Source organism: Kitasatospora sp. NPDC058046 (assembly GCF_042885595.1).
Taxonomy (GTDB): domain Bacteria; phylum Actinomycetota; class Actinomycetes; order Streptomycetales; family Streptomycetaceae; genus Kitasatospora.
Genome location: NZ_JBHVRS010000002.1, coordinates 366,866 through 392,207, shown reverse-complemented (window position 1 = coordinate 392,207; position 25,342 = coordinate 366,866). Strand labels below are relative to the sequence as shown.

The 25,342-nt window shown below is 74.1% G+C and carries 24 protein-coding genes; 11 read left to right on the top strand and 13 right to left on the bottom strand.

All coding sequences use genetic code 11. The features are described 5' to 3' along the window. Nucleotides 1-10: 10 nt before the first annotated feature. Entirely contained in the window at nucleotides 11-337 is a 327-nt protein-coding gene (gene fdxA, locus ACFVU7_RS05970) for a ferredoxin (RefSeq protein ID WP_030061559.1), read from the bottom strand. 289 nt (nucleotides 338-626) lie between these two features. Between fdxA and ACFVU7_RS05965 the strand changes: the two genes are divergently transcribed. Both ACFVU7_RS05965 and ACFVU7_RS05960 read left to right on the top strand, forming a co-directional pair. Beyond that, entirely contained in the window at nucleotides 627-1,481 is an 855-nt protein-coding gene (locus ACFVU7_RS05965; RefSeq protein ID WP_375874140.1) for a GNAT family N-acetyltransferase, read from the top strand. Between the two features lie 98 nt (nucleotides 1,482-1,579). After that, the gene (locus ACFVU7_RS05960) at nucleotides 1,580-2,452 is read left to right on the top strand and encodes a transglutaminase family protein (protein ID WP_388044484.1); all 873 of its coding nucleotides are present in this window, start codon (nucleotides 1,580-1,582) and stop codon (nucleotides 2,450-2,452) included. 41 nt (nucleotides 2,453-2,493) lie between these two features. Here ACFVU7_RS05960 and ACFVU7_RS05955 read toward each other — a convergent pair whose 3' ends face one another. Further along, the gene (locus tag ACFVU7_RS05955) at nucleotides 2,494-3,123 is read right to left on the bottom strand and encodes a response regulator transcription factor (RefSeq protein WP_074001368.1); all 630 of its coding nucleotides are present in this window, start codon (nucleotides 3,121-3,123) and stop codon (nucleotides 2,494-2,496) included. A 64-nt stretch (nucleotides 3,124-3,187) separates the two neighbouring features. Here ACFVU7_RS05955 and ACFVU7_RS05950 point away from each other — a divergent pair, with 64 nt between their 5' ends. Next, nucleotides 3,188-4,129, top strand: a complete 942-nt coding sequence (locus ACFVU7_RS05950) for a MerR family transcriptional regulator (RefSeq protein WP_388044483.1) — start codon at nucleotides 3,188-3,190, stop codon at nucleotides 4,127-4,129. After that, nucleotides 4,126-4,617, top strand: coding sequence for a GNAT family N-acetyltransferase (locus tag ACFVU7_RS05945; protein ID WP_388044482.1), 492 nt, complete (start codon nucleotides 4,126-4,128; stop codon nucleotides 4,615-4,617). Before ACFVU7_RS05950 ends, ACFVU7_RS05945 begins: the two co-directional genes overlap by 4 nt. Before the next feature lie 30 nt (nucleotides 4,618-4,647). Here ACFVU7_RS05945 and ACFVU7_RS05940 read toward each other — a convergent pair whose 3' ends face one another. From ACFVU7_RS05940 to murJ, 3 genes are read right to left on the bottom strand one after another with little or no spacing between them, the layout of a single operon-like run. Beyond that, a complete protein-coding gene (locus tag ACFVU7_RS05940; protein ID WP_117489428.1) occupies nucleotides 4,648-5,001 on the bottom strand; it encodes a hypothetical protein in 354 nt (117 codons plus the stop codon). A gap of 14 nt (nucleotides 5,002-5,015) precedes the next feature. Continuing rightward, nucleotides 5,016-5,336, bottom strand: a complete 321-nt coding sequence (locus tag ACFVU7_RS05935; protein WP_049657348.1) for a hypothetical protein — start codon at nucleotides 5,334-5,336, stop codon at nucleotides 5,016-5,018. Then, on the bottom strand, nucleotides 5,333-6,937 hold the full coding sequence (murJ, locus tag ACFVU7_RS05930) for a murein biosynthesis integral membrane protein MurJ (RefSeq protein WP_387821820.1): 1,605 nt from the start codon (nucleotides 6,935-6,937) through the stop codon (nucleotides 5,333-5,335). The genes ACFVU7_RS05935 and murJ overlap by 4 nt, the downstream gene beginning before the upstream one ends. Before the next feature lie 143 nt (nucleotides 6,938-7,080). On the opposite strand from murJ, the gene ACFVU7_RS05925 reads away from it, so the two are divergent. Further along, nucleotides 7,081-7,746, top strand: coding sequence for a response regulator transcription factor (locus ACFVU7_RS05925; protein WP_049657347.1), 666 nt, complete (start codon nucleotides 7,081-7,083; stop codon nucleotides 7,744-7,746). A 3-nt stretch (nucleotides 7,747-7,749) separates the two neighbouring features. Beyond that, complete coding sequence (locus ACFVU7_RS05920; protein WP_117489424.1) at nucleotides 7,750-9,168, top strand: cell wall metabolism sensor histidine kinase WalK; 1,419 nt, start codon at nucleotides 7,750-7,752, stop codon at nucleotides 9,166-9,168. Between the two features lie 17 nt (nucleotides 9,169-9,185). On the opposite strand, the gene ACFVU7_RS05915 is transcribed toward ACFVU7_RS05920, so the two are convergent. The 4 genes from ACFVU7_RS05915 to ACFVU7_RS05900 all read right to left on the bottom strand — a co-directional run bounded on the left by ACFVU7_RS05915 (nucleotide 9,186) and on the right by ACFVU7_RS05900 (nucleotide 14,514). Further along, nucleotides 9,186-10,448, bottom strand: coding sequence for a sensor histidine kinase (locus ACFVU7_RS05915; protein ID WP_380741173.1), 1,263 nt, complete (start codon nucleotides 10,446-10,448; stop codon nucleotides 9,186-9,188). An 8-nt stretch (nucleotides 10,449-10,456) separates the two neighbouring features. Beyond that, nucleotides 10,457-11,179, bottom strand: a complete 723-nt coding sequence (locus ACFVU7_RS05910) for an ABC transporter permease (protein WP_049658004.1) — start codon at nucleotides 11,177-11,179, stop codon at nucleotides 10,457-10,459. Next, on the bottom strand, nucleotides 11,176-12,165 hold the full coding sequence (locus ACFVU7_RS05905; RefSeq protein ID WP_380741174.1) for an ABC transporter ATP-binding protein: 990 nt from the start codon (nucleotides 12,163-12,165) through the stop codon (nucleotides 11,176-11,178). The genes ACFVU7_RS05910 and ACFVU7_RS05905 overlap by 4 nt, the downstream gene beginning before the upstream one ends. Nucleotides 12,166-12,360: 195 nt before the next feature. Next, nucleotides 12,361-14,514, bottom strand: a complete 2,154-nt coding sequence (locus ACFVU7_RS05900) for a prolyl oligopeptidase family serine peptidase (RefSeq protein ID WP_388044481.1) — start codon at nucleotides 14,512-14,514, stop codon at nucleotides 12,361-12,363. A gap of 313 nt (nucleotides 14,515-14,827) precedes the next feature. Between ACFVU7_RS05900 and ACFVU7_RS05895 the strand changes: the two genes are divergently transcribed. The 5 genes from ACFVU7_RS05895 (at nucleotide 14,828) to ACFVU7_RS05875 (ending at nucleotide 20,999) form a co-directional block, all read left to right on the top strand. Then, nucleotides 14,828-15,022: a DUF2304 family protein gene (locus ACFVU7_RS05895; protein ID WP_049658010.1), complete on the top strand. Its 195-nt coding sequence runs from the start codon at nucleotides 14,828-14,830 to the stop codon at nucleotides 15,020-15,022. Nucleotides 15,023-15,053: 31 nt separating this feature from the next. After that, nucleotides 15,054-15,962 carry an N-acetyl-1-D-myo-inositol-2-amino-2-deoxy-alpha-D-glucopyranoside deacetylase gene (gene mshB, locus ACFVU7_RS05890; RefSeq protein ID WP_380741176.1) on the top strand — a complete coding sequence of 303 codons (909 nt, stop codon included), beginning with the start codon at nucleotides 15,054-15,056 and terminating at the stop codon, nucleotides 15,960-15,962. Continuing rightward, complete coding sequence (locus ACFVU7_RS05885) at nucleotides 15,959-16,417, top strand: DUF6113 family protein (RefSeq protein ID WP_220450057.1); 459 nt, start codon at nucleotides 15,959-15,961, stop codon at nucleotides 16,415-16,417. Before mshB ends, ACFVU7_RS05885 begins: the two co-directional genes overlap by 4 nt. 244 nt (nucleotides 16,418-16,661) lie before the next feature. Further along, nucleotides 16,662-19,121 (top strand): peptidoglycan binding domain-containing protein, encoded by a 2,460-nt coding sequence (locus tag ACFVU7_RS05880; protein ID WP_388044480.1) that lies wholly within the window; start codon nucleotides 16,662-16,664, stop codon nucleotides 19,119-19,121. A gap of 165 nt (nucleotides 19,122-19,286) precedes the next feature. Beyond that, nucleotides 19,287-20,999 (top strand): ABC transporter family substrate-binding protein, encoded by a 1,713-nt coding sequence (locus tag ACFVU7_RS05875; RefSeq protein WP_117489416.1) that lies wholly within the window; start codon nucleotides 19,287-19,289, stop codon nucleotides 20,997-20,999. A 13-nt stretch (nucleotides 21,000-21,012) separates the two neighbouring features. Here the strand turns inward: ACFVU7_RS05875 and ACFVU7_RS05870 are convergent, their stop codons facing one another. The 4 genes from ACFVU7_RS05870 to ACFVU7_RS05855 form a co-directional block, all read right to left on the bottom strand. Continuing rightward, on the bottom strand, nucleotides 21,013-22,062 hold the full coding sequence (locus ACFVU7_RS05870; protein ID WP_388044479.1) for an ABC transporter ATP-binding protein: 1,050 nt from the start codon (nucleotides 22,060-22,062) through the stop codon (nucleotides 21,013-21,015). Nucleotides 22,063-22,219: 157 nt separating this feature from the next. Next, nucleotides 22,220-23,314: an ABC transporter ATP-binding protein gene (locus ACFVU7_RS05865; RefSeq protein ID WP_074001356.1), complete on the bottom strand. Its 1,095-nt coding sequence runs from the start codon at nucleotides 23,312-23,314 to the stop codon at nucleotides 22,220-22,222. Then, complete coding sequence (locus ACFVU7_RS05860; protein WP_388044478.1) at nucleotides 23,304-24,356, bottom strand: ABC transporter ATP-binding protein; 1,053 nt, start codon at nucleotides 24,354-24,356, stop codon at nucleotides 23,304-23,306. Before ACFVU7_RS05860 ends, ACFVU7_RS05865 begins: the two co-directional genes overlap by 11 nt. 16 nt (nucleotides 24,357-24,372) lie before the next feature. Then, entirely contained in the window at nucleotides 24,373-25,287 is a 915-nt protein-coding gene (locus ACFVU7_RS05855; RefSeq protein WP_074001556.1) for an ABC transporter permease, read from the bottom strand. Nucleotides 25,288-25,342 lie beyond the last annotated feature (55 nt).

Genomic DNA, 25,342 nt, shown 5'->3' with positions numbered 1-25,342 from the left:
CCACCGATCGTCAGTGGTCGGCGTTCTGCGGCGGCAGAGCGGCGATGAACGGGTGGTCACGCTCGATCAGACCGAGCTTGGAGGCGCCGCCGGGGGAACCCAGGTCGTCGAAGAACTCGACGTTCGCCTTGTAGTAGTCCTTCCACTCCTCCGGAGTGTCGTCCTCGTAGAAGATCGCCTCGACCGGGCAGACCGGCTCGCACGCGCCACAGTCGACACACTCATCCGGGTGGATGTAGAGCGATCGCTCGCCCTCGTAGATGCAGTCAACCGGGCACTCTTCGATGCACGCCTTGTCCTTCACGTCGACACAAGGCTGCGCGATGACGTAGGTCACGCTGTCGTTCCTCCTCGGAAGGGCCTGGTGGCCCGTTCTGTTCTGCTGCCGTGCGCGGTGAGCGCGGCGTCGTCGATGCCCGCCCCTAGTATCGCGGGTCGGAGACCGCAAATGCACAGGAGGTGGCCAGATGGCGACGCACGACCCGGTCGGCGACCGTCCGGAAGTCCGGATAGACCGCTCTGACGTGGGACGACGCGTGTCCGTCCGCCGCCTCGCGGAGTTCGTGGACGACCGGCCGGTGTTCCGGGATTCGATCGGCGTGCTCACATCGTGGGACGATCATGGGTTGACGATCGCCCCTCGAACCGGCGATCCGGTGTTCTTGCCGGAGAAGCTGCTGGTCGCAGGCAAGACCGTGCCGCCGTTCCCGGCCCGGCGCGTCCCGTTGCCGGTCACCGCGCCGGTCGAACTGCAGCGGATCGCGGGCCGCGGCTGGCCGGCCGTCGAGCAGGAGCCGCTCGGCGAGTGGACGCTGCGCGCCGCCGCCGGGTTCACCCGGCGGGCCAACTCCGTCCAGGCGCTCGGGGACCCGGGACTGCCGCTGCCCCGGGCGCTGGCGGCCGTCCGCGCCTGGTACGCGGCGCGCGGACTGCCCGCGTACGTCGAGGTGATCTCCCCCGGCTCGCCCCCGGCGCTGGTCGCCGAACTCGACCGGCTCGGCGCCGGGTACGCGCCCACCCTGGTCCGCACCGCCCCGCTGGCCGGGCTCGCCCGGGCCGGCGCCGGGCACGACAGGGTGCGCCTCGCGCGGACCGCGGACGACCGGTGGCTGTCGGTGTACCGGCGGGTGAGCGGCGACCCGGCGGTGGAGGAGGCGGCCCGGCGGGTGCTGCACGGCGGGCCCTCGGTCTGGTTCGCCACCGTGCCGGGCGCCCCCGGGCAGCCGCCGCTGGCGATCGGACGCTGCGTCATCGAGGGCGCCTGGGCCTGCTTCGGCGCGATCGAGGTCCAGCCGTACGCCCGGCGGGCCGGACTGGCGACGACGGTCATGGCGGTGCTCGCCTCGCGCGCGGCCGAGGAGGGGGCGAGCGGCGGCTACCTCCAGGTCGAGGCGGAGAACGCGGGGGCGATCGCGCTCTATGACGGACTCGGCTTCACGACCAGTCACACTTACCACTACGCGCTCCTCCCCCAGGGGTAGCCGCCAGGCCGTACCGTCCGTCCGTTCGTCCGATCGCCCCGCCCGATCGTCCGTCCGCCGCCTTGTCCGTCCGCCGTACGAAAGCCGTCGCCGTCACCGTGACCGAGCAGAGCAGAGACCGCTTCCGGACCGCCGCCCGCGCCGAGCAGCCCGACCCGGTGCTGCTGTGCCTGCTCGCCGCCGCCGAGCACGGCATGGTGCCCGACCCCGGCGACCCCGGCGAACCGCCGGGCGTGGACGCGCTGCTCGCCGCCTGCGAGGCCGCGTTCGAGCGGCACGCGGCGGCGGTCCGGACGGCCGTCGCCGAGCGGGCGCCCACCGGGCCGGAGGAGACCGCCGCCCTGCTCGCCGCGGTGCTCGGCGGGCGGGAGCGCTTCCACGGGCGGCAGTCGGACTACCGGCGGCTGGAGTCCTCGCTGCTGCCCGACGTGCTGCGGCGCCGGCGCGGGCTGCCGATCACGCTCTCCCTGGTGTGGATGGCGGTCGGCCGGCGGGCCGGGCTGACCGTCCACGGCATCGCGCTGCCCGGCCACTTCATCGTCGCGGTGGGCGGCCCGGCCGGCGGCGAGGACTACGTCCTGGCCGACCCGTTCCACGGCGGGCGGCTGCTCGACCCGGCGGACGTCGAACGACTGGTCGCCGCCGCCGGGGCGGAGTTCACCCCCGCCCTGCTCACCCCGGCCCAGCCGCTGGAGGTCGTGCTGCGGGTGCTCGGCAACATCCGGCTCTGGGCCGCCGACCGCCCCGAGCACGCCCGCACCCAGCTCTGGGCCACCGAACTCGCCCTGCTGCTGCCCCGGCACCCCGCCCAGCTGCGCCTGGAACGGGCCGAACTCCTCGTCCGCACCGGGGACTTCCTCGGCGGCTCGGCGGAGATGGACGCCTACGCGCAGATCCTCGACGCCTTCGACCCGGACACCGCCGCCAAGGTCCGGCAGGAGGCCCGGGCGGCCCGGCACCGGCTCAACTGACCCCCGTCTGCGGACCGACGCCGGGGGCTTGAAGACGGGCCCTACAGCCAGCCCTTCTCCCGGGCGATCCGGACCGCCTCGGTGCGGTTGCGGGCCTCGGTCTTCTGGATCGCCATCGACAGGTAGTTGCGCACCGTCCCCTCGGAGAGGTGCAGCCGCCGGGCGATGTCCGCGTTCACCGCGCCGTCGGCGGCCGCGCCCAGCACGTCCCGCTCGCGCGGGGTCAGCGGGTTGGCGCCCTCGGCCAGCGCGGCGGCGGCCAGCACCGGGTCGATCACCCGCTCGCCGCGCAGCACCCGGCGGATCGCCTCCGCCAGCTCGGCGGCCGGCGCGTCCTTCACCAGGAACGCGTCCGCGCCCGACTCCATCGCCCGGCGCAGGTAGCCGGGCCGGCCGAAGGTCGTCGCGATGACCACCTTGGTCCGGGGCGCCCGGTCGCGCAGCTCGGCGGCCGCCTCGATGCCCGTCATCCCCGGCATCTCGATGTCCAGCACGGCGACCTGCACGTCGTTCGCGAGCACCGCCGCCACCACCTCGTCCCCGCGGCCGACCTGCGCGACGACGTCGATGTCCCCCTCCAGCCCGAGCAGCGCGGCCAGCGCCTCCCGGACCATCCCCTGGTCCTCGGCGAGCAGCACGCGGATCGAGGCCCCGCTGTCAGTGTCGTTCATGGCCACGACCTTAGAGGGCCGCGGGCTTGCGTCTCCGGTAAGGGGAGAGTCCAGAGTGGTCCCCATGGACGGCAGCGAAACGCTCTACCCGATCGGCGACCTCGCCCGGCGCACCGGACTCACCGTCAAGACCATCCGGTTCTACGCCGACACCGGCCTCGTCCCGCCCACCGGGCGCAGCGCCGCCGGCTACCGGCTGTACGACGTGCACGCCCTCGCCCGGCTGGACCTCGTCCGCACCCTGCGCGAACTCGGGCTCGACCTGCCCGCGATCCGCCGGGTGCTGGAACGGGAGGCCCCGCTGCACGAGGTGGCCGCCGCACACGCCGAGGCGCTGGAGGTGCAGATCCGCACCCTCCGGCTGCGCCGGGCGGTGCTGCTCGCCGTCGCCCAACGCGCTTCCACACCCGAGGAGATGGGACTCATGCACAAGCTCGCCAAACTCTCCGACGCCGAACGCCGGCGCCTGGTCCAGGACTTCGTCGACGAGGCCTTCGGCGGCCTGGACGCCAACCCGGAGTTCGTCGCCATGATGCGCTCCGCCATGCCCGAACTGCCGGACGAGCCAAGGGCGGAGCAGGTCGAGGCCTGGGTCGAACTCGGCGAACTCGTCCAGGACCCGGACTTCCGCGCGGCCGTCCGGCAGATGGCCGAACAGCAGGCCGCCGAACGGGCCGAGGGCGACCGCGGCGGGCTGCACCACGCGCTCACCGAGACCGTACGGTCCCTGGTCGGTGCGGCGCTGGCCGCCGGCACCGACCCCGCCTCCCCCGCGGCCGACCCCGTCCTCGACGCCCTCACCGCCGCCTACGCCGAGACCTTCGGCCGCCCCGACGACGCCGGGTTGCGGCGCTGGTTGCTCGACCGCCTGGAGACCGCCGACGACCCGCGCGCCGAGCGCTACTGGCAGCTGCTGGCGGTGATCAACGGCTGGCCCGTCCCGGAGAGCCTCACCGGGGTATTCCGGTGGTTCACCGGGGCGCTGCGGGCCAGACTGGCGCGATGATCACCCTGGAACCCCTGCGCCCCGACCACGCCGAGGCCCTGCTGGCCTTCGAACGCGCCAACCGCGCGTACTTCGCCCGCAGCATCCCGGACCGCGGCGACGCCTACTTCGCCGGCTTCGCGGACCGCCACGCCGCCCTCCTCGCCGAACAGGCCGAGGGCACCTGCCGGTTCCACGTGGTGCTCGACGCGGCCGGCGGGCTGGTCGGCCGCGCCAACCTCGTCGACCTCGCCGACGGCAGCGCCGAACTCGGCTACCGGATCGCCGAGTCGGCCGCCGGCCGCGGCGTCGCGAAGGCCGCCGTCGCCGAGGCCTGCCGCCTCGCGGCCACCGCCTACGGGCTGACCGTCCTGACCGCCGTCACCACCGTCGACAACCCCGCCTCCCAGGCCGTCCTCGCCCGCAACGGCTTCGCGCTCAGCCACCGGTTCCTCTTCGCCGACCGCCCCGCCCTCGCCTACCGCCGCCCCCTGGGCGACCTCGGCTGAGCGCGGGCTGAAGGCCGGGCCGGCGTCCCGCTACGGCAGCCAGCGGCGGGCGGCCTCGACGCTGTCGGCGGGGCTGGTGTTGAAGGCGACGGCCGCCTGCGGGGCGTGACGGCGGACCAGGTTGACGACCGCCTCGAAGAACGGCAGCGCCGGTTCGGGCTTGCGGATGCCGCCGCCGATGACGACGACGTCCCAGCGGCGCCCGGCGAGGGCCGCCACGACGGCGGGTTCGGCGGTGTCGTCGGGGGCGACCAGGGTCACGGCGGCGTCGATGCCGTGCTCGGTGAAGCGGGCGAGTTCGGCGTCGAGGAGGGCCCGCACCGCGTCTCCGTCCACGCCGGGGACGGTGTGCGGGTCGAAGCCGAGGATGAGAACGGTGGGCATGCCCGGTACGACGCTCACTCCGGCCGCCCGGGTTCCCCGCCGAGGTAGCGGGCGGCGTCGACGAGGGTGAGCTTGGGGTCGGTCCAGGAGCAGACCTCCAGCCAGGAGAGCCGGCCGTCCTCGGCGAAGAGCAGGATCTCGCCGTCGGAGCCGATCGCCGCCTCGGCGACCACCTCCGAGCGGGCGCCGTCCTGGACGCCGGCGAACAGGGCGGTGCTGCAGCCGCACCGGCAGCGGGACTCGACGCGCAGGTGCGGGACCTGGGCGCGCAGGGGGTGGCCCTCGGGGAGGAGGAAGTCGAGGACCCGGGCGACGTCGCTGGGGAGGAGGGTCATGGGCGCCTGCGCAATCGTGTGGTGAGGACGGACAGTTCTTCGATCCGGAGGAGGTGGGCGAGCAGGAGGTAGCCGACGGCGAGGGCGGCGGCGGCCGGCAGGAGGCCGTACCGGGTGGCCCACCAGGCGCCCGCGGCGGCCGGCAGGGCCGCCAGCAGCGGCTTCCCGTGGGCTCCCAGGACCCGCAGCGGCCCGAGCCGCCGGCGCAGCAGCAGGGCGGCGGCCGCGCAGGTGAGCAGGAACGACGCCCCGTAGCAGCCGGCCATCCCGGTGACGGCCCAGCGCAGCGGCAGCAGCCGGTGGCAGAGCACCGCCCCCAGCGCCGTGGCGGCGACCGGCAGCAGGTTGAGCAGGAAGGGCGTACGGCTGTCGCCGAGCGCGTAGAAGACGCGGGTCAGCGCGTAGCCGGCGGAGTACAGGACCAGGCCGGGCGCGAAGGCGGTCAGCATCCCGGCGATGGCCCGTACGTCGTCGGCGCCGGTGCTCCCGTGCCCGAAGGCGAGCGCGCACAGCTGCGGTGCGAGGACCGCGAACGCGCAGGCCGCCGGGACGGTGACCACCGCGATGGTGCGGACGGTGCGGGCGAGCAGCGCGCGGACGGCCCGCGGGGAGTCGGCGGCGGCGGTGAGCGCGGGGACGACCGCCGTCACCACCGACACCGTGACCACCCCGTGCGGCACGATCCACAGCAGGTACGCGCTGCTGTACGCGGTGTACCCGACGCCCGGCAGCCCGGCCTCGGCGGCCCGCGAGCCGACGGAGGTCGACAGCCGGGTCACCACCCAGTAGCCCACCTGGTCGCCGAGCACCAGCAGCAGCGTCCACCCGGCGGCCCGCAGCGGCTCGCCGAGCCCGGCCTGCCGCCAGTCCCAGCGCGGCCGGGGCCGCACCCCGGCGGCCCGCAGGCAGGGCAGCAGCACCAGGCTCTGCGCCACCACCCCGGCCGTGGTGCCGGCCCCGAGCACGGTCACGTCGGCCGTGGAGAAGGACCGTTGGCCGAGGTACCCGGCGAACACCCCGATCACCACCAGGTTGTTGAGCACCGGCGCCCAGGCCATCGGCGCGAACCGCTGCCGGGCGTTGAGGAGTTGGCCGAGCACCGTGAACAGCCCGTAGAAGAACACCTGCGGCAGGCACAGGTACGCCAGCAGCACCGTCCGGTCCAACTGCGCACCGCCGTAAGCGGTGTAGGCCCGCACGAGGTACGGCGCGCCCGGCACCACCACCGCCGTCAGCACCAGCAGGGTGACCACCAGCACCGTCACCAGCCGGTCGACGTGCGCCGCCCCGCCGTCCGCCGACTCCTTGGCGGCACGCACCAGGTGGGGCACCAGCGCGGTGTTCAGGGCGCCGCCGATCAGCAGCACGAACAGCAGGTTGGGCACCGTGTTGGCCACGTTGTACCCGTCCGCGAGCAGCCCCGAGCCGAGGACCGCCACCAGCAGTGCCGAGCGGACGAAGCCGGTGGCCCGGGAGACCACCGTCCCGGCCGCCATCACCAGGCTGGGCGGCGGCGTGCGGCGCGGCCGCCGGTGCCGGGCGGGCCGCGGCGGACCGGGCAGCGGAGGGCGGGGCAACGGAGGACCCTCCAGTACGGTCATCCGCCGGCACCTCCCGTGTCAGGCACCGACTCGAACTGATCGGCGGAAACGGCGAGAGCATGCACCCGCGCCCCTGAAGCGGGGCTGAGAAAGCTGAAGACGGCTTAAGGAACGGATCCGGCGCCGGTGGCATCCTGATCCGCATGGAGATTCTGGTGGTGGAGGACGACGCCCAGGTCGCGGCGGCCGTACGGCGCGGCCTGGAGGTCGAGGGCTACACCGTCGACCTCGCCCCGGACGGCCTCACCGGCCTGCGGCTGGCCCAGCGGCACGCCTACCGGGCGATCGTGCTCGACATCATGCTGCCCGGCCTGAACGGCTACAAGGTGTGCGAGGCACTGCGCGCCGACGGCGTCACCACCCCGATCCTGATGCTGACCGCCAAGGACGGCGAGTACGACGAGGCCGAGGGCCTGGACACCGGCGCCGACGACTACCTCACCAAGCCGTTCTCCTACCTGGTCTTCCTGGCCCGGCTACGCGCGCTGATCCGCCGCAGCCAGACGCCGGGCCCGCTGCTGCGGGTCGGGGACCTGTGGCTGGACCCGGCGGGCCGCCGCTGCGGCCGGGGCGGCGCCGAGATCACCCTCACCGAGCGGGAGTTCGCCGTCCTGCGCTGCCTGGCCGAGCACCCCGGCGAGGTGCTGTCCAAGCGCCGGATCGTCGACGAGGTGTGGGACATCGCCTTCGACGGCGAGGAGTCCATCGTCGAGGTGTACGTCAGCATGCTGCGCCGCAAGGTGGACGCGCCGTTCGGCGTCCGTTCGATCACCACCGTGCGCGGCGTCGGCTACCGGCTGGAGGCCTGACCGGTGCCCGGCAGGCTCTCCACCCGGCTGCGCACCTCGCTGGCGGCCGGCCTGGCCGCGCTGCTGCTGCTCGGCGTCGGCGCCTGGTGGCTGCGCGGCCACATGTACGACGCCCAGCTGGAGGCGGCCGAGGCGGACGCCCAGGCCCAGGCCCGCGAGATCAGCAGCGGCTACAAGCACGGCCAGCAGCTCGCGGACTACGGGCGGCTGCCGTACCTCGTGCTGGACAGCGACGGCCGGGTGCTGACCATGGGCGGCCCGCTGACCACCCAGCACCTGGCCGGGGACCCGCCCGCCGCCGTACCGAAGCTCGCGCCGGACGACTGGCAGTCGGTCCAGCGGGTCGCCATCGGCCCGGCCGGGGAGGCCGCCGCCAACCGCTACTCGGGGCGCACCTTCACCGCGCTGGGCAGCTGGAGCCCGCTGCTGCGGCAGAACGACGAGAACGGCCAGCCGGTCAAGCCGGTGGTCGGCCCGTTCACGGTGTACGTGCTGGCCACCCCGTTCGCCGCCGAGGCCTCGCTGCACACCATCGACCCGGTGCTGCAGGTGGGCGTGCCGGCCGCCGCGCTGCTGGTCGCGCTGACGGCCTGGGCGGCGACCAGCCGGGCGCTGCGCCCGGTGGAGGCGATCCGCGCCGAACTGGCCGAGATCGGCGAGCACCGGCTGGACCGCCGCGTCCCGGTGCCGCCCGCCGGCGACGAGCTCACCCGGATGGCCCGGACCACCAACGCCACCCTGGACCGGCTGGAGCGCTCGGCCGTGCAGCAGCAGCGCTTCGTCGCGGACGCCTCGCACGAGCTGCGCAGCCCGATCGCCGCGCTGCGCACCAATCTGGAGGTGTCGCTGGCGCATCCCGACCGCACCGACTGGCCGGCCACCACCCGGGAGGCGCTCACCTCGGTCGAGCGGCTCCAGCAGCTCACCGAGGACCTGCTGTTCCTGGCCCGGGGCGCGCACCCGGCGACGGCCGGCCGGCTCACCACCGTCGACCTGTCCGCCGTGCTGCGCGAGCTCGCCGACCAGTACCGCCCCGGCCTCGGCGCCCGGCTCGCCCTGCGGGTGGACGCGCCCGAGGCGGTGCCGGTGCGCGGCAGCCGCATCCGGCTGCACCGGCTGGTGCGCAACCTGCTGGACAACGCCCGGCGGCACGCGTCCGCCGAGGTGGTGCTGTCCGCGCGGCGGACCGCGCACGGCTGCGTCCTGGAGGTCCGGGACGACGGCCCGGGCGTGCCGCCGGAGGACCGCGAGCGGATCTTCGAGCCGTTCACCCGGCTCGACGAGGCCCGCAGCCGGGACTCCGGCGGCAGCGGCCTGGGCCTGGCCATCGCCGCGGACATCGCCACGCGGCACGGCGGCACCCTGCGGGTCGCCCACGCCCCGCGCGGCGCCCGCTTCGTCCTGGAGCTCCCCCCGGCCTGACGGCCTGCGCGGCAGCCCTAAAGAGGCTTCGACACGGGCGCCGGCGCCGCAGTGGGCGCCGTCCGCAGCGGCACCGAGGCCCGCAGCCGGAAGCCCCGCCCGCGCTCCCCCGGCCCGGTCTCCAGCCGCCCGCCGACCAGCGCCAGCCGCTCCTCCAGCCCGGACAGCCCGTTGCCCGGCTGGGACTTGCCCGGCCCGCGCCCGTTGTCGACGATCTCCAGGACGGCGTAGCGCTCGCCGCTCGCCTCCCAGCTCTCGTCCGCCGTGACCGTGCAGACGGTGGCGCCCTCGCCGTGCCGGACGACGTTGGTCACGGCCTCGCGCAGCGCCCAGGCCAGCGCGCCCGTCTCCTCCTCGGCCAGCGACGGCCAGGCGTCCACCAGCTCCGGCGCGGCCTCCAGCCGGACCTGCGCGGCGGCCAGCGCGGTACGGGCGGCGGCCAGTTCGACCGGCAGGGTCGGCCGGCGGAAGCCGGTCACCGCCTCCCGGACGTCGATCAGCGACTGCCGGGCGACCTGCTCGATGTCGGCGACCTGCGCCCGCGCCGCCTCGTCCTTGCCCGCGTCCATGAACCGCCCGGCCAGCTCGCTCTTCAGGGTGATCAGCGACAGCGAGTGCCCGAGCAGGTCGTGCAGGTCGCGGGCCATCCGCAGCCGCTCCTCGGAGGCGGCCAGGTGCGCGACGGCGGCCCGGGCCTCGCGCAGCTCCTTCATGGTGGCGACCAGCCGCTGCAGCCCGGTCATCGCGACGCCGGAGAGGAAGGCGCTGAGCGCGAAGGTGGTGATGTTGTCGTTGCCCGCCCCGATCGCCGCCCCGACCACGGCGGTGAGCACGGCCATGGCGATCAGCACCCGCAGCGCGTACCGGGCCGGCGTGATGATGGCGACGCACACCGAGGCGTAGATGAACAGCGTCAGGAAGGCGGAGCCGAGGACGACCGAGGTGGCGACGGCCAGCGCGACCATCGTCGTGACGATCGCCAGGCAGGCCCGCGGCCGCATCCCGGCCTGCGAGCGGAAGATCACCAGCAGCACGTAGGCGCCCACGAACCCGGCCAGGCAGCACCAGCCGAGCACCGTCCCGGCCGTGGTGTGGGCGCCGCTCAGCAGGTCGCCGGCCGGGTAGGCCAGGTAGAGCATCCACAGCAGCATCCAGGCGACCTTGACCAGCAGCTGCCGCCTGGTCTCCACCGGGGAGCCGGGCACGTTCATGAAGGAGGCGCGCGCCGCTCCCGCCTCCGGCGGTTCGTCGGTGCGGTGGGTCCGGCGCGCGTCACTCATGCCGGTCATCATGCCTGGCGGGTGTCGCGGCGGTACAGCGCCGCCGCGGCGGCGGCGAACACCACGAGGAAGCCGGCCAGCCCGGCGACCGCGACGGTGTCCAGGGAGTGCCCGGGCCGGGTGAAGCCGGCCAGTTGGTTGTACAGGTACACCGGGTTGAACCGGGCGAACTTCTCCAGCGAGCCGCTCACCGGGAACCAGGTGCCGCCGAGCAGGGCCATCGCCATGTAGGTGATCATCACGATCGGCTGCACCGCGTCCGGCGCGGCCGCGTACCCGAGCGCCACCCCGAGCGCGGCGAAGACGAAGCTGCCCAGCCAGAGCGCGGCCGTCAGTCCGGCCCACTGCGGCACGGTCAGCGAGACCCCCTGGCTCGCGCCGACCGCGAAGACCACCAGGATCGCCGGCAGCGTGGTGACCGCGGTCGCCGCGATCTTGCCGACGGTGTACGCCCGGCCGGGCAGCGCGGTCAGCCGCAGCTGGCGCACCCAGCCGCTCTTGCGCTCCAGCGAGATCCGCTGCGCGCTGCCGGTCAGCACCGCGCCGACGGCGCCGAAGGTGGCCATCGAGACCATGAAGTAGGTCTTCACCGGCAGGCCGCCGGCCAGCTGGGTGGAGCCGTAGGCGTTGATGAAGAAGAAGTACATCAGCGCCGGGTAGGCGATGGTGAAGAGCAGGTAGCGCCGGTTGCGCAGGGTCCGCAGGATCTCCAGCTTGATCAGGGTGGTCATCGCACGCTCTCCTTGTCGGCGCTCGGCTCGTCGGTGCTCTGCTCGTCGGCGCGCCGGGCGCCGTCCTGGCGGTCCAGTTCGCCGGTGATGGTCAGGAAGGCCTGCTCCAGGCCCACGCCGGCCACCTCCAGCCCGCGCGGGTACAGCCCCGCCCGGTAGATCCCGGCCGCGGTGGCGTCGGCGTCCGCGGTCCGGATCCGCACCGTCCGCACCCCCGGGACCCGCGCGGTGACGTCCAGCGACTGCACGCCGGGCAGGGTGCGCAGCACGGACTCCTCGAACCCGCCGTCCGCGTCGTGGAGTTCGAAGGCGATCCGGCGGGCGCCGGCCCGTGCCTTGATCTCCGCCGAGCTGCCGTCGGCGATCAGCCGGCCGCGGTGCAGTACCAGGACGCGGTCGGCGATCGAGTCGGCCTCCTCCAGGTAGTGGGTGGCGAACAGCACCGTGCGCCCGGCGTCGGCCTGGGCGCGCATGCTCGCCCAGAACGACTGCCGCACGCTGACGTCCATGCCGGTGGTGGGCTCGTCCAGCACGATCAGGTCGTTGTCGCCCGCGATGGCCAGGGCGAAGCGGACCCGCTGCTCCTGGCCGCCGGACAGCTTGTCGACCCGGCGCTCCGCGAACTCGGTGATCCCGGCGTCGGTCAGCACCTCCGTGACCGACCGGCCGCGCGGGTGCACGTCACAGGCGAGCTGCACCAGCTCGCGCACCTTGACGTCGGACATCAGCCCGCCGCTCTGCAGCATCGCGCCGACCCGGCCGTCCTCGATCGCGGCCCGCGGGGCGCCGCCGAACAGGGTCACGCTGCCCCGGTCGGGCTCGCGCAGGCCGAGCAGCAGGTCCAGGCTGGTGGACTTCCCGGCGCCGTTCGGCCCGAGCAGGGCGACGGTCTCGCCCGGTCGGAGCACGAGGTCCAGTCCGTCCACGGCGCGCACCCGCCCGTAGCTCTTGCCCACGCCGCGGAAGGCGGCCACCTCGGTAACCATTGCCCGGCTCCTCTTCCCTGCTGGTGTCACGCTCGTGGTGTCACGACCGGTGCTGTTCGCACCACCTCAGAGTCCCGCGCGGGCGGGTGGCGGCGGCAGTGTCCGCCGTCGTGCCTTCGGCATGACGGATGTCATGCCGGCGGCCGGTACCCCCGTCAGGGGCACCGGCCGCCGAAAGCGCTGGTCAGACGGGTGTCACACGCCCAGCGAGCGCTTCACGAAGTCGACCTGGAGCAGCAGCAGGTTCTCCGCGACCTCCTCCTGCGGGGTCATGTGGGTGACGCCGGACAGCGGCAGCACGGTGTGCGGACGCCCGGCGGCGAGCAGCGCCGAAGACAGCCGCAGGGTGTGCGCGGCCACCACGTTGTCGTCCGCCAGCCCGTGGATGATCATCAGCGGGCGCTCCAGCCCGGCCGCGTACCCGCTCAGCGAGTTGGCGGCGTACACCTCGGGCCGCTCGGCCGGGTCGCCCAGGTAGCGCTCGGTGTAGTGGGTGTCGTACAGCTCCCAGTCGGTCACCGGCGCCCCGGCCACCGCCGCGTGGAAGACGTCCGGGCGGCGCAGCACGGCGAGCGCGGAGAGGTAGCCGCCGTACGACCAGCCGCGGACGGCGACCCGGTCGAGGTCCAGCGGGAACTCCTCGGCGAGCGCCCGCAGCGCCTCCACCTGGTCGTCCAGGGTGGCCCCGGCGAAGTCGAAGGCGATCGACTTCTCCCAGGCCGGCCCGCGCCCGGGGGTGCCGCGCCCGTCGGCGACCACCACCGCGAAGCCCTGGTCGGCGAACCACTGCGAGTTGAGGTGCGGGTTGTGCGCCTGGAGGACGCGCTGGCCGTGCGGGCCGCCGTACGGGTCCATCAGGACGGGCAGCAGGCCGTCCCGCTCGCGGTCGTAGCCGGTGGGCAGGAAGACGGCGGACGGGATGCGGCGCTCGCCGGCGAAGCGGAAGACCGGGCGGGCGGTGATGGCCGGGGTCTCGGCGTACGAGGCGATGGTGGCGACGTCGTCGACCGCCAGGCCCTCGGGCAGGTCCCGGGCGACGGTGACCAGGGTGCCGGGCAGGTCGGGCTCGGCGGTGGCCCGGACGGTGATCCCGCCGCCGTGCACCGCGCTGGTGACGGAGGTGAACGGCCGGCCGTTGGCGGACTCCCAGCCCAGCCGCGTGCCGTCGTGGCTGATCCGGCCGACGCCGATCCAGCCCGGCTCGGGGTCGGTCTCCTCGGCGCCGCCGGCGGCGCTGAAGAACACCTCCCGCTCGGTGACCGCGACGACCGAGCGGACGTGCAGGTCGGCCCCGGTCACGGCACGGTCGCCGATCACCAGCGCCCGCACTCCCCCCTCGTCGGAGATCCGGACCAGCTTGCCGTCCGGGGTCCAGGCCGGTGCGCCCTGGAACAGCTCCAGCCAGGCGCCGTCCTTCTCCTCGTGCAGCACCTCGGTGGTGCCGGTGGCCGTGTCCAGGCCGAGGATCCGCTGGCCGCGCTGGTCGCGGGTCTGGACCAGGAGCAGCGGCACGCCGCCCTTCGACCAGTGCACCCGGCCCAGGTACGGGTAGGCCTCGCGGTCCCAGACCACCTCGGTGCGCCCGCCGTACAGGTCGAGCAGCCAGAGCCCGACCTCGGCGTTGGCGCCGCCGGCCGCCGGGTAGGCGACCTCGGCGGGCTCGCGGTCCGGGTTCGCCGGGTCGGCGATCCACCAGCGGCGCACCGGGCTGTCGTCGGCGCGCTCGACCAGCAGCCGGTCGCTGTCCGGGGACCACCAGAAGCCGCGGTCGCGGTCCATCTCCTCCTGGGCGATGAACTCGGCCTGGCCCCAGGTGACGTTCGGGCCGTCCGGCTCGGCGAGCACCCGGTCGCCGCCGCCGTCGGTGCGGGTCAGCCGCAGCTCGCCGGCGGCGTTGGCGTACGCGACGTGGGCGCCGTCAGGCGACGGGCGCGGGTCCAACAGCGGCCCCTCGGCGGGCAGTTCGGCGGTGGCGCCGGTGCCGAGGTCGGCGGTGAACAGTCGGCCGGAGAGGGCGAAGGCGGCCAGCGCGCCGGACGCGTCCAGGGCGTAGCCGACGATGCCGGCCGAGCCCTCGCGGCTGCGCTCGCGGCGGGCCTTCTCGGCCGGCGACAGGTCCTCCCCGTCGCCGCCGAGCAGCGCGGCCGGGTCGGCGGCGACCCGCTCCTCGCCGGTGGCGGTGTCGAGGGTCCAGAGCAGGTTGGCCCGGTCGCGGCCCGAGCCGGAGCGGAGGAAGACGACCCGCGAGCCGTCGGGCGCGACGGAGAAGGAGCGGGGCGCGCCGACGGTGTAGCGCAGGGTCCGCGCGTACTGCCGTGGGAAGGTGTCGGCAGGGGTGTGGGAGGTCATGGCACCAGACCTTATGACGCCGGACCACCACCCCCGGGCGTGCACTGATCACTCGTTCGGAGCATCGTCGGCAAGTACGCCCCAAAGGGGTCCAAACCGCCTCCGACCGGCCCATGCGCCCCTCGGATGCCACGATGCCCCGGCGCGCGTGGCCTCACCGAGGGTAATGCCACCCTTACCCATCGGGTATGACTTGTCGCGCGAGCGGCCGTCCGGCCCCGTCCCGGACCGCGGTCGCCCGCAGCCCCCAGTCCCGCACCGTCCCTCGCCGCCTCCCCGGAGGCGGCGTGCCCGAGAAGGGGTGTGAGCCGACATGGCCATGAACATCTCCGCCGCCGTGCTGATGCTGGTCATCGTGGTGATCCTGATCCGCCGGTCCGGCCTGAAGCTGGCGCACGCGATCGTCTGCGCGCTGCTCGGCTTCTACCTGGCCTCCAGCTCGATCGCCCCGTCGATCAGCCAGGTCACCAGCAACCTCGCCGGAATGATCAACGGCCTGAGGCTCTAACCCCCACCGGCCGGTGGTTAGGCTTCCTCCCATGACCGCGACTACCGGCCGCCGCCTCCTCCTGGTCCACGCGCACCCCGACGACGAGTCGATCGGCAACGGGGCCACCATGGCCCGGTACGCCGCCGAGGGCGCCCGGGTCACGCTGGTGACCTGCACCCTCGGCGAGGGCGGCGAGGTGATCCCCCCGGAGCTGGCCCACCTGACGGCCGATCGGGACGACACCCTCGGCGCGTACCGGATCGGCGAGCTGACCGAGGCGATGAGCGCCCTCGGCGTGTCCGACTTCCGCTTCCTCGGCGGCCCGGGGCGCTACCGCGACTCCGGGATGATGGGCGTGCCCGAGAACGACGTGCCCGGCTGCTTCTGGCAGGCGGACGTCGACGAGGCGGCCGGCCACCTGGTCGCGGTGGTCCGCGAGGTGCGCCCGCAGGTGCTGGTCACGTACGACCCGGACGGCGGCTACGGGCACCCGGACCACATCCAGGCGCACCGGGTCGCGATGCGCGCGTACGAGCTGGCCGCCGACCCGGCGCACCGGCCGGAGCTGGGCCCGGCCTGGCGGATCGCCAAGGTGTACTGGAACCGGATGCCCCGCTCGGTGATCGAGGCCGGGCTCGCCGAGGCCGCCGCCAAGGCGTCCTTCCCGGGTGTCGCGCAGCCCGCCGACGTCCCCGGCGTGGTCGACGACGAGGTGGTCACCACCGTGCTGGACGGCGCCGCGCAGGCGGGGCGCAAGACCGCCGCGATGACCGCCCACGCCACCCAGATCACCGTGGACGGCGCCTTCTTCGCGCTCTCCAACGACCTGGCCCAGCCGCTGTTCACCACCGAGTACTACCAGTTGGTGCGCGGCCAGGCCGGGCCGGGCGAGCCGGAGGACGACCTGTTCGCCGGCCTCGCGCCCGACGCCGCGCCCGCCGAGGAGGGCACCCGATGAGCAAGCCCGCCGCCCGGCCGACCCGCCGCCCGCTCGCCGCCGCCGTGCTCGGCACCCGCGAGGAGCGGCTGGCCGAGCCCCAGCCCCCGCGCGCCGCCCGGATCGCCGCCTACGCCCTGTTCTTCCTGCTGGGCGTCGCGGTGTCGGTCTGCGGATCCTTTGTGCAGGCCCTGTGGCCGCCGGTGGGGGTCCTGTTGGCGCTCGCCGCGACCGCGGCCACCTTCTACGCCGGCCTGCGGGTCACCGGCACCCGGCTCGGCGCGGGCGCGCCCGCGGCCGGCTGGTTCCTGGCGATGCTGCTGCTGATGGTGCCCCGGCCCGAGGGCGACAACGTGCTGTGGTCCAACGCCACCTCGCTGGCCTGGCTGTTCGCCGGCTCGGTGCTGGGCGTGATCTGCGCCACCCTGCCCACCCGCACCAGCTGGTTCCCCGGGGTGCCCGGCCCCCCGCGCTGACCCCGGTCGTGCACGGCGTACCGTACCGCGTACGACGCGCAGTCAGGAGCGTACGGCCTTACTCTCATACCGGAGGAACCGGACGTATCAGGATCTGTCCGAAGCCGTTCGCCGCTCTGTTCTTCCCAGTATGGTGGTCCCGCAGAACGCCGTACCCGACCGCCGCCCGCCCCCGTCAAGGCCCGGCGACCACGAACCGCGGTCGCGCCGCACGGCCCGCCCGCGAACCCGGAGCAGAGCAGCATTGAGCAGCCGCGAATCTGACAACGCCCACCCGACGCCCCGGCGCACGGGTCCGGACGCCTACCCGTCGGGCACCCCGCCCTACGGCACACCGGGGCTCCCCGGCGGCGACCGGGCGGACGCCGGACCGGGCGCCGCGTCGGGCGGCGAGGACGACGGTCCGAAGACCGAGACCACCCTGACCACCCGGGTCCGGATCAACATCCCCGGCTCGCGTCCGATCCCGCCGGTCGTCGTCCGCAGCGCCGTCAAGAACGAGGACGGCCCCGGCGATGACGCCCCGGCGGCGGCCGCCGCCGAACCGGGCGGCCCGCGGCACCGGTCCGCGCCGACCTCGCCCGTCCTCGGTGTGATGGAGGACGGCGGCCGCCAGGCCGCCCCGCCGAACCTGCCGCCGGAGTGGCAGATCCCGCCGATCCCGCCGGCCACCTCCGAGTCGGAGTCCACCGGCGCCTGGTTCCGGCCGCGTCAGAAGAAGGCCCCGGTCGCCGAGCCCGCCCCGGCCGCCGTGCCCGAGGCCGTGCCGGCCGGTGCCGCCGGAGCGGCGGAGGCCCTGGCCGTGCCGGGCGCCGTCGCCGAGCCGCGCCCTCAGGGTGCCCACCCGGCCGCAGGCCAGGCCGCCCGCTCCAACGGCGCCCCGAACGGCCGCCCGGTGCCCGCCCAGGGCAAGCAGCCGCGCCCGGCCGCGCCCGCCGCGCCGTTCCAGGCCGAGGCCCCGGTGGAGGAGCCCGGCGTGTACGAGGCCGCCGCCCCCTTCACGCCGGTCGCCGATCCCTTCGCCCCGGTCGCCGACCCGTTCGCGCCGACCGCCGACCCGTTCGGCGCACCGGTCGCCGACCCGTTCGGCACCTCCGTCCCCGACGCCGGCCAGCAGGGCGGCCTCCCCCGGCGGGGCGGCGGCCAGCGGAACCGTCAGCAGCCGGGCGGGCAGCAGCTCGACGACCGGGCGGGCGGCCCGCGCCAGTCCGGTCCGCGCAACGACTTCCAGGCGAACGGCCACCCGGCCCCCGCACCGCACCCGCAGGCCGGACCGGCCGGCGAGCCGGGCCCGGAGGACACCTCGGTCGACGGCTTCGCGCCGATCCGCGACACCACCCCGCCGCCCGCCGCGATACCCGGCCTGCCCCGGAACGGCGCCCCGCACGGCGCCGACGGCCGTCCGCAGCCGGGCCTGTTCGCCTCGGCACCGACCGGCACCGACCCGTTCGCGGCCCAGCGCCCGACCGCTCCCGGCCAGGACGCCCCCGCCACCCCGGCGGGCCCCGGCGCCCTCTTCCCGGGCGCTCCCGGCGGCGCCCCGCAGCCCGGCGACCCGGAGGCCACCGCGGTCACCCCGCTGCCGGCCCCGGCCCCCGGCCCCCGGCCCGAGGCCGCCACGGACACCAAGGGCGGCAAGGGCAAGGGCGGCAAGGGTGGAAAGGGCACCAAGGACGCCAAGGGCGCCCCCGCTCCGGCCCCCGCCAAGGCGAAGGCCGAGCCCGCCGCCCCCGCCAAGGCCAAGCGCGGCGGAGCCGGCAAGAAGCTGGTCAAGCTGGGCGTCTACGGCGGCGTCGCGGTGCTGTTCCTCGGCGCGGCCGCGTACGGCACCGGCCTGATGCTCAACCAGTCCGACGTCCCCAAGGGCACCGTGGTGCTCGGCGCCGAGATCGGCGGCAGCAGCCGCGACCAGGCGATCCACCAGCTGGACGAGTCGGTCGGCAAGGCCGGCCAGCAGCCGCTCAAGCTGAAGATCGGCGACCAGGCCGTGGACCTCGACCCAGCGGTCGCCGGGCTGAGCTTCGACACCACCGCCACCGTGGACGGCCTGGCCCAGCACAGCTACAACCCGGTCGACGTCATCAAGTCGCTCCAGGGCGGCACCAAGGCCGTCGCCCCGGAGGTCAAGGTCGACAAGGCCAAGCTCCGGGCCGCCCTGGACACCCTCGCGGCCGGCTCCGGCCAGGGCCTCCAGGAGGGCTACATCAAGTTCGGCGACGTCAACGGCGAGCCGATCGTCGTGCCCGGCCGGGCCGGGCAGGCGGTGGAGTCGGCGAGCGCCCTGGAGGCGATCGAGCAGGCCTACCGCGACCGCGCCGACGGCAAGCCCGACCAGCCGATCGCCCTCGCCGTCACGGCCGCCCAGCCGAAGATCTCCACCCAGGCCCTCCAGGCCGCCGCCGACAGCCTCGGCAAGCAGATCGCCGCGGGCAAGGTGCACGTCGTGGCCGGCGCGAAGACCTGGGACTTCGGCCCCAAGACCGCGGCCAAGGCGCTCACGCTCGTCCCGGACGCCTCCGGCAAGATCGTGCCCAAGTGGGACCTCGACGCGCTCGCCGCCCAGCTGGGCACCGCGTTCGACAAGGTGAAGGTCAAGAAGAACGGCCAGGTCGCCGCGATCACCCCGCAGGACGTCGCGGACGGCATCACCTCGGTGTTCGACAAGACCGGCGACAAGGACCGCACCTTCAAGTTCGTGGTCTGACCCGTCCACGGTCGGACACCCGCACGGTCGGGCGCGTCCGCTCCCGACGAACCCGCGCCCACAGGGGGCGGGCCCGCATCCGGGCCCGCCCCTCGACAACGCCCCCTCCCGGTCAGCAAGATGTGACGCCACACCATCCGCCACATCCACCCCGGGAGCACGCCGATGCACCGCCGCCTCCAGCGCCACGGGACGGCCCTGCTCGCCGGTCTCACCGCCCTCACGCTCTCGCTGGCGCTCTGCTCCTGCACCGCCGGCCAGGGCGGCGGCGACGCGCTGCCCTCCGGCACCACAGCGCCCAAGCTGACCGCGATCGACATCAACCCGCACGACCGGGCCCGACTGCGCCAGGGCGGCACCCTGAACCTGGCGATCGCCCAGTTCTCCCGCCAGTGGTCGCCGATCCACGCCGACGGCAGCGAGTCCTCGACCGTCATGGTCAGCAAGCCGCTGCTGCCGACCTTCTTCCGCTCGGACGCCGCCGGCACCCAGACGCCCAACCCCGCCTACCTGCAGGAGGCGCACGCCGAGCTCAGGGACGGCCGGCAGGTGGTCACCTGGACGCTCAACCCGAAGGCCCACTGGTCCGACGGCACCCCGATCACCTGGCGCGACATCGAGGCCAACTGGCGCGCCCTGAACGGGAAGGACCCGGCCTACAAGGCCTCCAGCAGCACCGGCTTCGAGCTGGTCTCGGCGGTCGAGCGCGGCAAGGACGACTACCAGGCCGTGATGACCTTCGACCGCCCGTTCTCCGAGTGGCAGTCGATGTTCAACAGCGCCGGCAACGCCCCGCTGCTGCCGGCCAGTAGGGTCTCCACCCCGGAGCTGTTCAACAGCTCCTACCTGGACGGGTTCCCGGTCAGCGCCGGCCCGTTCAAGGTCGAACAGCTGGACCGCGCCACCCAGACCGTCACGCTGGTCGCCGACCCCTCCTGGTGGGGCGACAAGCCCGTGCTGGACCGGATCGTCTTCCACGCGATGCTGCCCGACGCGATGCCCGCCGCCTTCGCCCAGGGCCGGATCGACCTCGTCAACAACGGCCCGGACGTGGCCGGTTACCAGGTCATCAGGAACACCAAGGGCGCCGTGGTGCGCCGGGCCGGCGGCCCGGACTTCCGCCAGCTCACCCTGAACGCCCGCACCCCGGCGCTCAGCGACGCGACCGTGCGCCAGGCCGTCTTCCAGGCGATCAACCGGGACGTGGTGATCCGCGCCGACCTCAACGGCCTGGACTGGCCCGCCGTCCCGCTCAACAACCACCTGCTGGTCACCAACCAGAACGGCTACCGCGACAACTCCCTGGGCCTGGCCCGCTACGACCCCGCCGAGGCCGCCCGCAAGCTGGACGCGGCCGGCTGGAAGCTGGACGGCGACGTACGGAAGAAGGACGGCCGCGAGCTGAACCTGCGGATGGTCGTCCCGGCCGGCGTCACCCCGGCCCAGAGCGAGGCCGCCAACGCCACCGCCATGCTCAAGGACGTCGGCATCAAGGTGACCACGGTGACCGCCCCCGCCAACGAGTTCTTCGACCGGTACGTCAACCGCGACGACTTCGACATCGCCGCCTACTCGCTGATCGGCACCCCCTTCCCGGCCAGCGGCAACCGCGCCAACTTCGTCCAGAGCGGCGGCACCAACCACGTCGGCGCGGGCAGCCCGGCGGTGGACGCCGCGCTCGACCGGGCCGCCGCCGCGGCCGACGCGGGCACCGCCTCCGAGGCGATCAACCAGGCCGACGGCGAGCTCTGGAAGGTGGCCGGCGTCCTGCCGCTCTACCAGCGCCCGCAGCTGTACGGGGCCCGCGCCGACCTCGCCAACATCGGCGCGCAGGGCCTGTCCGACATCGTCTGGGAGAACGTCGGCTTCGTGAAGTAGCGGGTGGACGGACTCAGCCGTGCAGCGTCTCGCGCCAGTAGTGGCAGGCGCTGCGGCGGCCCGCCAGCTCCGTCCCGTACTCGCTGGTGACCGGCGTCAGCGCCGGGAGTTCGGTGCGGCAGCGGTCCTGCGCCCGGTCGCAGCGCGGGTTGAAGGCGCAGCCCTCCGGCAGGCCCAGCAGGCTCGGCGGCAGGCCCTTGATGGCGTGCAGGTTCTGGCCCTTCTGGTCGAGCCGGGGGATCGAGTCCAGCAGGCCCCGGGTGTACGGGTGCGCGGGCCGGGCGTACAGCTCGTGCACCGGGGCGGTCTCCACGATCCGGCCCGCGTACATCACGGCGATCTTGTCCGCGACGTCGGCGACCACGCCCAGGTCGTGGGTGATCAGGATCAGTCCCATGTTGTACTCGGCCTGCAAGTCGGCGAGCAGGTCCATCACCTGGGCCTGCACCGTCACGTCCAGCGCCGTGGTCGGCTCGTCCGCGATGATCAGGTCCGGCTCCAGCGCCAACGCCATCGCGATCATGATCCGCTGCCGCATCCCGCCGGAGAACTGGTGCGGGAAGTCCCCGACGCGCTGCCTGGCGGCCGGGATGCGCACCCGGTCCATCAGCTCGACGGCCTTCTCCTTCGCCTCCTTGCGGGACACCCCCCGGTGCGCCCGGAACATCTCGCCGAGCTGGTAGCCCACGCTGAGCACCGGGTTCAGCGCCGACAGCGCGTCCTGGAAGATCATCGCGATGTGCCCGCCCCGGATGGACCGCCGGGCGGCCGTGCCCATGGTCAGCAGGTCCTCGCCGCGGAACAGGATCCGCCCCGCGGTGATCCGCCCCGGCGGCATGTCCAGGATGCCCATGACCGCCTGAGCCGTCACCGACTTGCCCGAGCCGGACTCCCCCAGCACCGCCAGCGTCTCCCCCGCCGCGACGGAGTAGCTCACCCCGTTCACCGCCTTGGCGACCCCGTCCCGGGTGTGGAACTCCACGTGCAGGTCGTCGACCTCCAGCAGCGGCGTCCCGGGCTCCACGCTCCCCCGGCCACCGCCGATCACCTCCACCGCGTCCATCAGAGCCGCCCTCCTCAGCACCGCGGCACCCACCGCTGGGCGCAGAGCAACTATCAGGGAAGGGAGGGTACTTGGCGAGCCCGCGGCAGATCTCTTTTCCGTCACGGGAAAGGGCGCGCCTCCACCTGCGAGGACGCGCCCTGGTAAGGGGCCGGTGTCAGCCGGACTCCCGCTCGACGCCCCGCTCCGCGGCGAAGTGGCACGCCGAGTCGTGCCGCGCCGCGTCGCCCAGCCAGGACGGCGCGACCAGCAGCGGCTCCTCGACCTCGCACCGCTGCTGCGCCTTCCAGCAGCGGGTGCGGAAGCGGCAGCCGGACGGCGGGTTGGCCGGCGAGGGCACGTCGCCGGTGAGCACGATCCGGTCCCGCGTTTCCCGCGCCGTCGGGTCCGGCACCGGCACCGCCGAGAGCAGCGCCTGGGTGTACGGGTGGGTGGCGTGGTCGTAGATCTCCGCGTCGCTGCCGATCTCGACCATCTTCCCCAGGTACATCACCCCGACCCGGTCGGAGATGTGCCGGACGATGGAGAGGTCGTGCGCGATGAACATGTACGACAGGTTGAAGTCGCCCTGCAGCTGCTCCAGCAGGTTGATCACCTGCGCCTGCACCGAGACGTCCAGCGCGGAGACCGGCTCGTCGCAGATGATGACCTCCGGCTTGAGCGCCAACCCCCGGGCGATGCCGATGCGTTGGCGCTGCCCGCCGGAGAACTGGTGCGGGTAGCGGTTGATGTACTCGGGGTTGAGCCCGACCACGTCCAGCAGGTCCTGGACGGCCTTGCGGCGGTCCCCCTTGGGCGCCACCTCGGGGTGGATCTCGAACGGTTCGCCGATGATGTCGCCGACCGTCATGCGCGGGTTGAGCGAGGTGTACGGGTCCTGGAACACCATCTGGATGTTCCGCCGGACGGCCTTCAGCCCCGCCCCGGAGAGCCGGGAGATCTCCTCCCCCTTGTAGCGGACCGATCCCGAGGTAGCCGGCTCCAGGTTCATCAGCACCTTGGCCAGCGTGGACTTCCCACAGCCGGACTCGCCGACGATCCCGAGCGTCTCACCGTGCATCAGGTCGAAGGTGACCCCGTCGACCGCCTTCACCGCCCCGACCTGCCGCCGGAGGATGATGCCCTTGGTGAGCGGGAAGTGCTTGACCAGGTCCCGGACTTCGAGGATCGGCTCGCCGCGCGGCACCTCCCGCGCGAGGGCGACCTCCTCCGGCACCACCGCGCCCAGTGCGCTGGACCCGTTAACGGTCATGGAGGGTCTCCTTCCAGAAGAAGCAGGCGCTGCCGCGCCCCTCCAACGGCGTCCCGTCCTCCTCGGCGACCGGGAACAGCTCCGGCACCTCGGCCCGGCAGACGTCCTGGGCGCGCGGGCAGCGCGGGTTGAAGGCGCAGCCCGGGGGGATGTGCAGCAGGTTGGGCGGCAGGCCCTTGATCGCGTAGAGCTCCTGGCCCTTCTGGTCGAGCCGGGGGATCGAGTCCAGCAGGCCCCGGGTGTACGGGTGCGCGGGCCGGGCGTACAGCTCGTGCACCGGGGCGGTCTCCACGATCCGGCCCGCGTACATCACCGCGATCTTGTCCGCGACGTCCGCGACCACACCGAGGTCGTGGGTGATCAGGATGAGCCCCATGTTGTACTCGGCCTGCAGCTCGGCGAGCAGGTCCATCACCTGCGCCTGCACCGTCACGTCCAGCGCCGTGGTCGGCTCGTCCGCGATGATCAGGTCCGGCTCCAGCGCCAGCGCCATCGCGATCATGATCCGCTGCCGCATGCCCCCGGAGAACTGGTGCGGATAGTCGTTCACCCGCTCCTTGGCGGCCGGGATGCGCACCCGGTCCATCAGCTCGACGGCCTTGTCCCGCGCCTCCTTGCGGGACACCCCCCGGTGCGCCCGGAACATCTCGCCGAGCTGGTAGCCCACGCTGAGCACCGGGTTCAGCGCCGACAGCGCGTCCTGGAAGATCATCGCGATCTTCTGACCGCGGATTCTGCGCCGCTCCTCCTTGCCCATCCTGAGCATGTCCTGGCCCCGGTAGAGGATCTCGCCGCGCGGGATCCGGGCCGGCGGCATGTCCAGGATGCCCATGACCGCCTGCGCCGTCACCGACTTGCCCGAGCCGGACTCCCCCAGCACCGCCAGCGTCTCCCCCGCCGCGACGGAGTAGCTCACCCCGTTCACCGCCTTGGCGACCCCGTCCCGGGTGGCGAACTCGACGTGCAGGTCCCGGACGTCGAGCAGCGGCCCCTGGTACGGCGCCTTCCGCTCGTGCCCGGTGGTGTCCACCGCTGTACTCACGATGCGCTCCCCTCGCTCAGCGAAGCTTCGGATCGAGGGCGTCGCGCACCGCGTCGCCCAGCATGATGAAGGCCAGCACGGTGATCGAGAGCGCCGCGGCCGGGAAGAACAGCACGTACGGCGCCGTCCGGATCACCTTCTGGGCGGAGGAGATGTCGATGCCCCAGGAGATGGTCGGGTCCTGCAGACCGATGCCGAGGAAGCTGAGCGTCGCCTCGGTGGCGATGTAACCGCCGAGCGCGATCGTCGCCACCACGATCACCGGGGCGATCGCGTTCGGCAGGATGTGCCGGAACATCAGCCGGCCCGTCCCGGCGCCGAGCGCCCGGCCGGCCACCACGTAGTCGGCCTGCTTGACGGTCAGCACCGCCCCGCGCATCACGCGGGCGATCTGGGTCCAGCCGAGCACGCCCAGCGCGATGACCACGCTCCACACCGTGCGGGTGGCGAAGGCGTTCAGCAGCACCAGCGCGCCGAGCAGCAGCGGGATGCCGAAGAAGATGTCGGTGATCCGGGAGAGCAGCGCGTCGACCCAGCCGCCGAAGAAGCCGGCCACCATCCCGGTCAGCCCGCCGAGCAGGGTGACGGCGGCGGTCACGAAGATGCCGACGGTGATCGAGGCGCGGGCGCCGTACACCACCCGGGCGTAGATGGACCGGCCCTGGGCGTCGTACCCGAACCAGCCGGCCCCGAAGACGTCGCCCCAGTTCGGCCGCCTGAGGTAGTCGTTCACCAGGTCGGCCTTGCGCGGGTCCGCGGAGGTGAACGCCCAGGGGAAGACCGCCATCACCACCAGCAGCACGATCAGCACCGCCGAGATCAGGAAGATCGGCCGCCGGCGCAGGTCCCGCCAGGCGTCGGCCCACAGGCTGCGGGCCTCCTCCCGCTTCACCACGTCCGGTTCGACTAACGTCTCCTGCTCGACCGCCATGCCCTGCTCGCCCGCGTAGTCGAGGCGCGAGACCCCGGGCTTGGGGTGCGGCTCG

Bases quoted from the DNA above. Each gene is read 5' to 3' on its own strand.
- ACFVU7_RS05955 (WP_074001368.1), bottom strand. From the start codon at position 3,123: ATGAACGACACTGACAGCGGGGCCTCGATCCGCGTGCTGCTCGCCGAG.
- mshB (WP_380741176.1), top strand. From the start codon at position 15,054: ATGACCGCGACTACCGGCCGCCGCCTCCTCCTGGTCCACGCGCACCCC.
- ACFVU7_RS05950 (WP_388044483.1), top strand. From the start codon at position 3,188: ATGGACGGCAGCGAAACGCTCTACCCGATCGGCGACCTCGCCCGGCGC.
- ACFVU7_RS05855 (WP_074001556.1), bottom strand. From the start codon at position 25,287: ATGGCGGTCGAGCAGGAGACGTTAGTCGAACCGGACGTGGTGAAGCGG.
- ACFVU7_RS05865 (WP_074001356.1), bottom strand. From the start codon at position 23,314: ATGACCGTTAACGGGTCCAGCGCACTGGGCGCGGTGGTGCCGGAGGAG.
- ACFVU7_RS05940 (WP_117489428.1), bottom strand. From the start codon at position 5,001: ATGCCCACCGTTCTCATCCTCGGCTTCGACCCGCACACCGTCCCCGGC.
- ACFVU7_RS05870 (WP_388044479.1), bottom strand. From the start codon at position 22,062: ATGGACGCGGTGGAGGTGATCGGCGGTGGCCGGGGGAGCGTGGAGCCC.
- ACFVU7_RS05935 (WP_049657348.1), bottom strand. From the start codon at position 5,336: ATGACCCTCCTCCCCAGCGACGTCGCCCGGGTCCTCGACTTCCTCCTC.
- ACFVU7_RS05905 (WP_380741174.1), bottom strand. From the start codon at position 12,165: ATGGTTACCGAGGTGGCCGCCTTCCGCGGCGTGGGCAAGAGCTACGGG.
- ACFVU7_RS05910 (WP_049658004.1), bottom strand. From the start codon at position 11,179: ATGACCACCCTGATCAAGCTGGAGATCCTGCGGACCCTGCGCAACCGG.
- ACFVU7_RS05895 (WP_049658010.1), top strand. From the start codon at position 14,828: ATGGCCATGAACATCTCCGCCGCCGTGCTGATGCTGGTCATCGTGGTG.
- ACFVU7_RS05885 (WP_220450057.1), top strand. From the start codon at position 15,959: ATGAGCAAGCCCGCCGCCCGGCCGACCCGCCGCCCGCTCGCCGCCGCC.
- ACFVU7_RS05915 (WP_380741173.1), bottom strand. From the start codon at position 10,448: ATGAGTGACGCGCGCCGGACCCACCGCACCGACGAACCGCCGGAGGCG.
- ACFVU7_RS05900 (WP_388044481.1), bottom strand. From the start codon at position 14,514: ATGACCTCCCACACCCCTGCCGACACCTTCCCACGGCAGTACGCGCGG.
- ACFVU7_RS05945 (WP_388044482.1), top strand. From the start codon at position 4,126: ATGATCACCCTGGAACCCCTGCGCCCCGACCACGCCGAGGCCCTGCTG.
- ACFVU7_RS05925 (WP_049657347.1), top strand. From the start codon at position 7,081: ATGGAGATTCTGGTGGTGGAGGACGACGCCCAGGTCGCGGCGGCCGTA.
- murJ (WP_387821820.1), bottom strand. From the start codon at position 6,937: ATGACCGTACTGGAGGGTCCTCCGTTGCCCCGCCCTCCGCTGCCCGGT.
- ACFVU7_RS05875 (WP_117489416.1), top strand. From the start codon at position 19,287: ATGCACCGCCGCCTCCAGCGCCACGGGACGGCCCTGCTCGCCGGTCTC.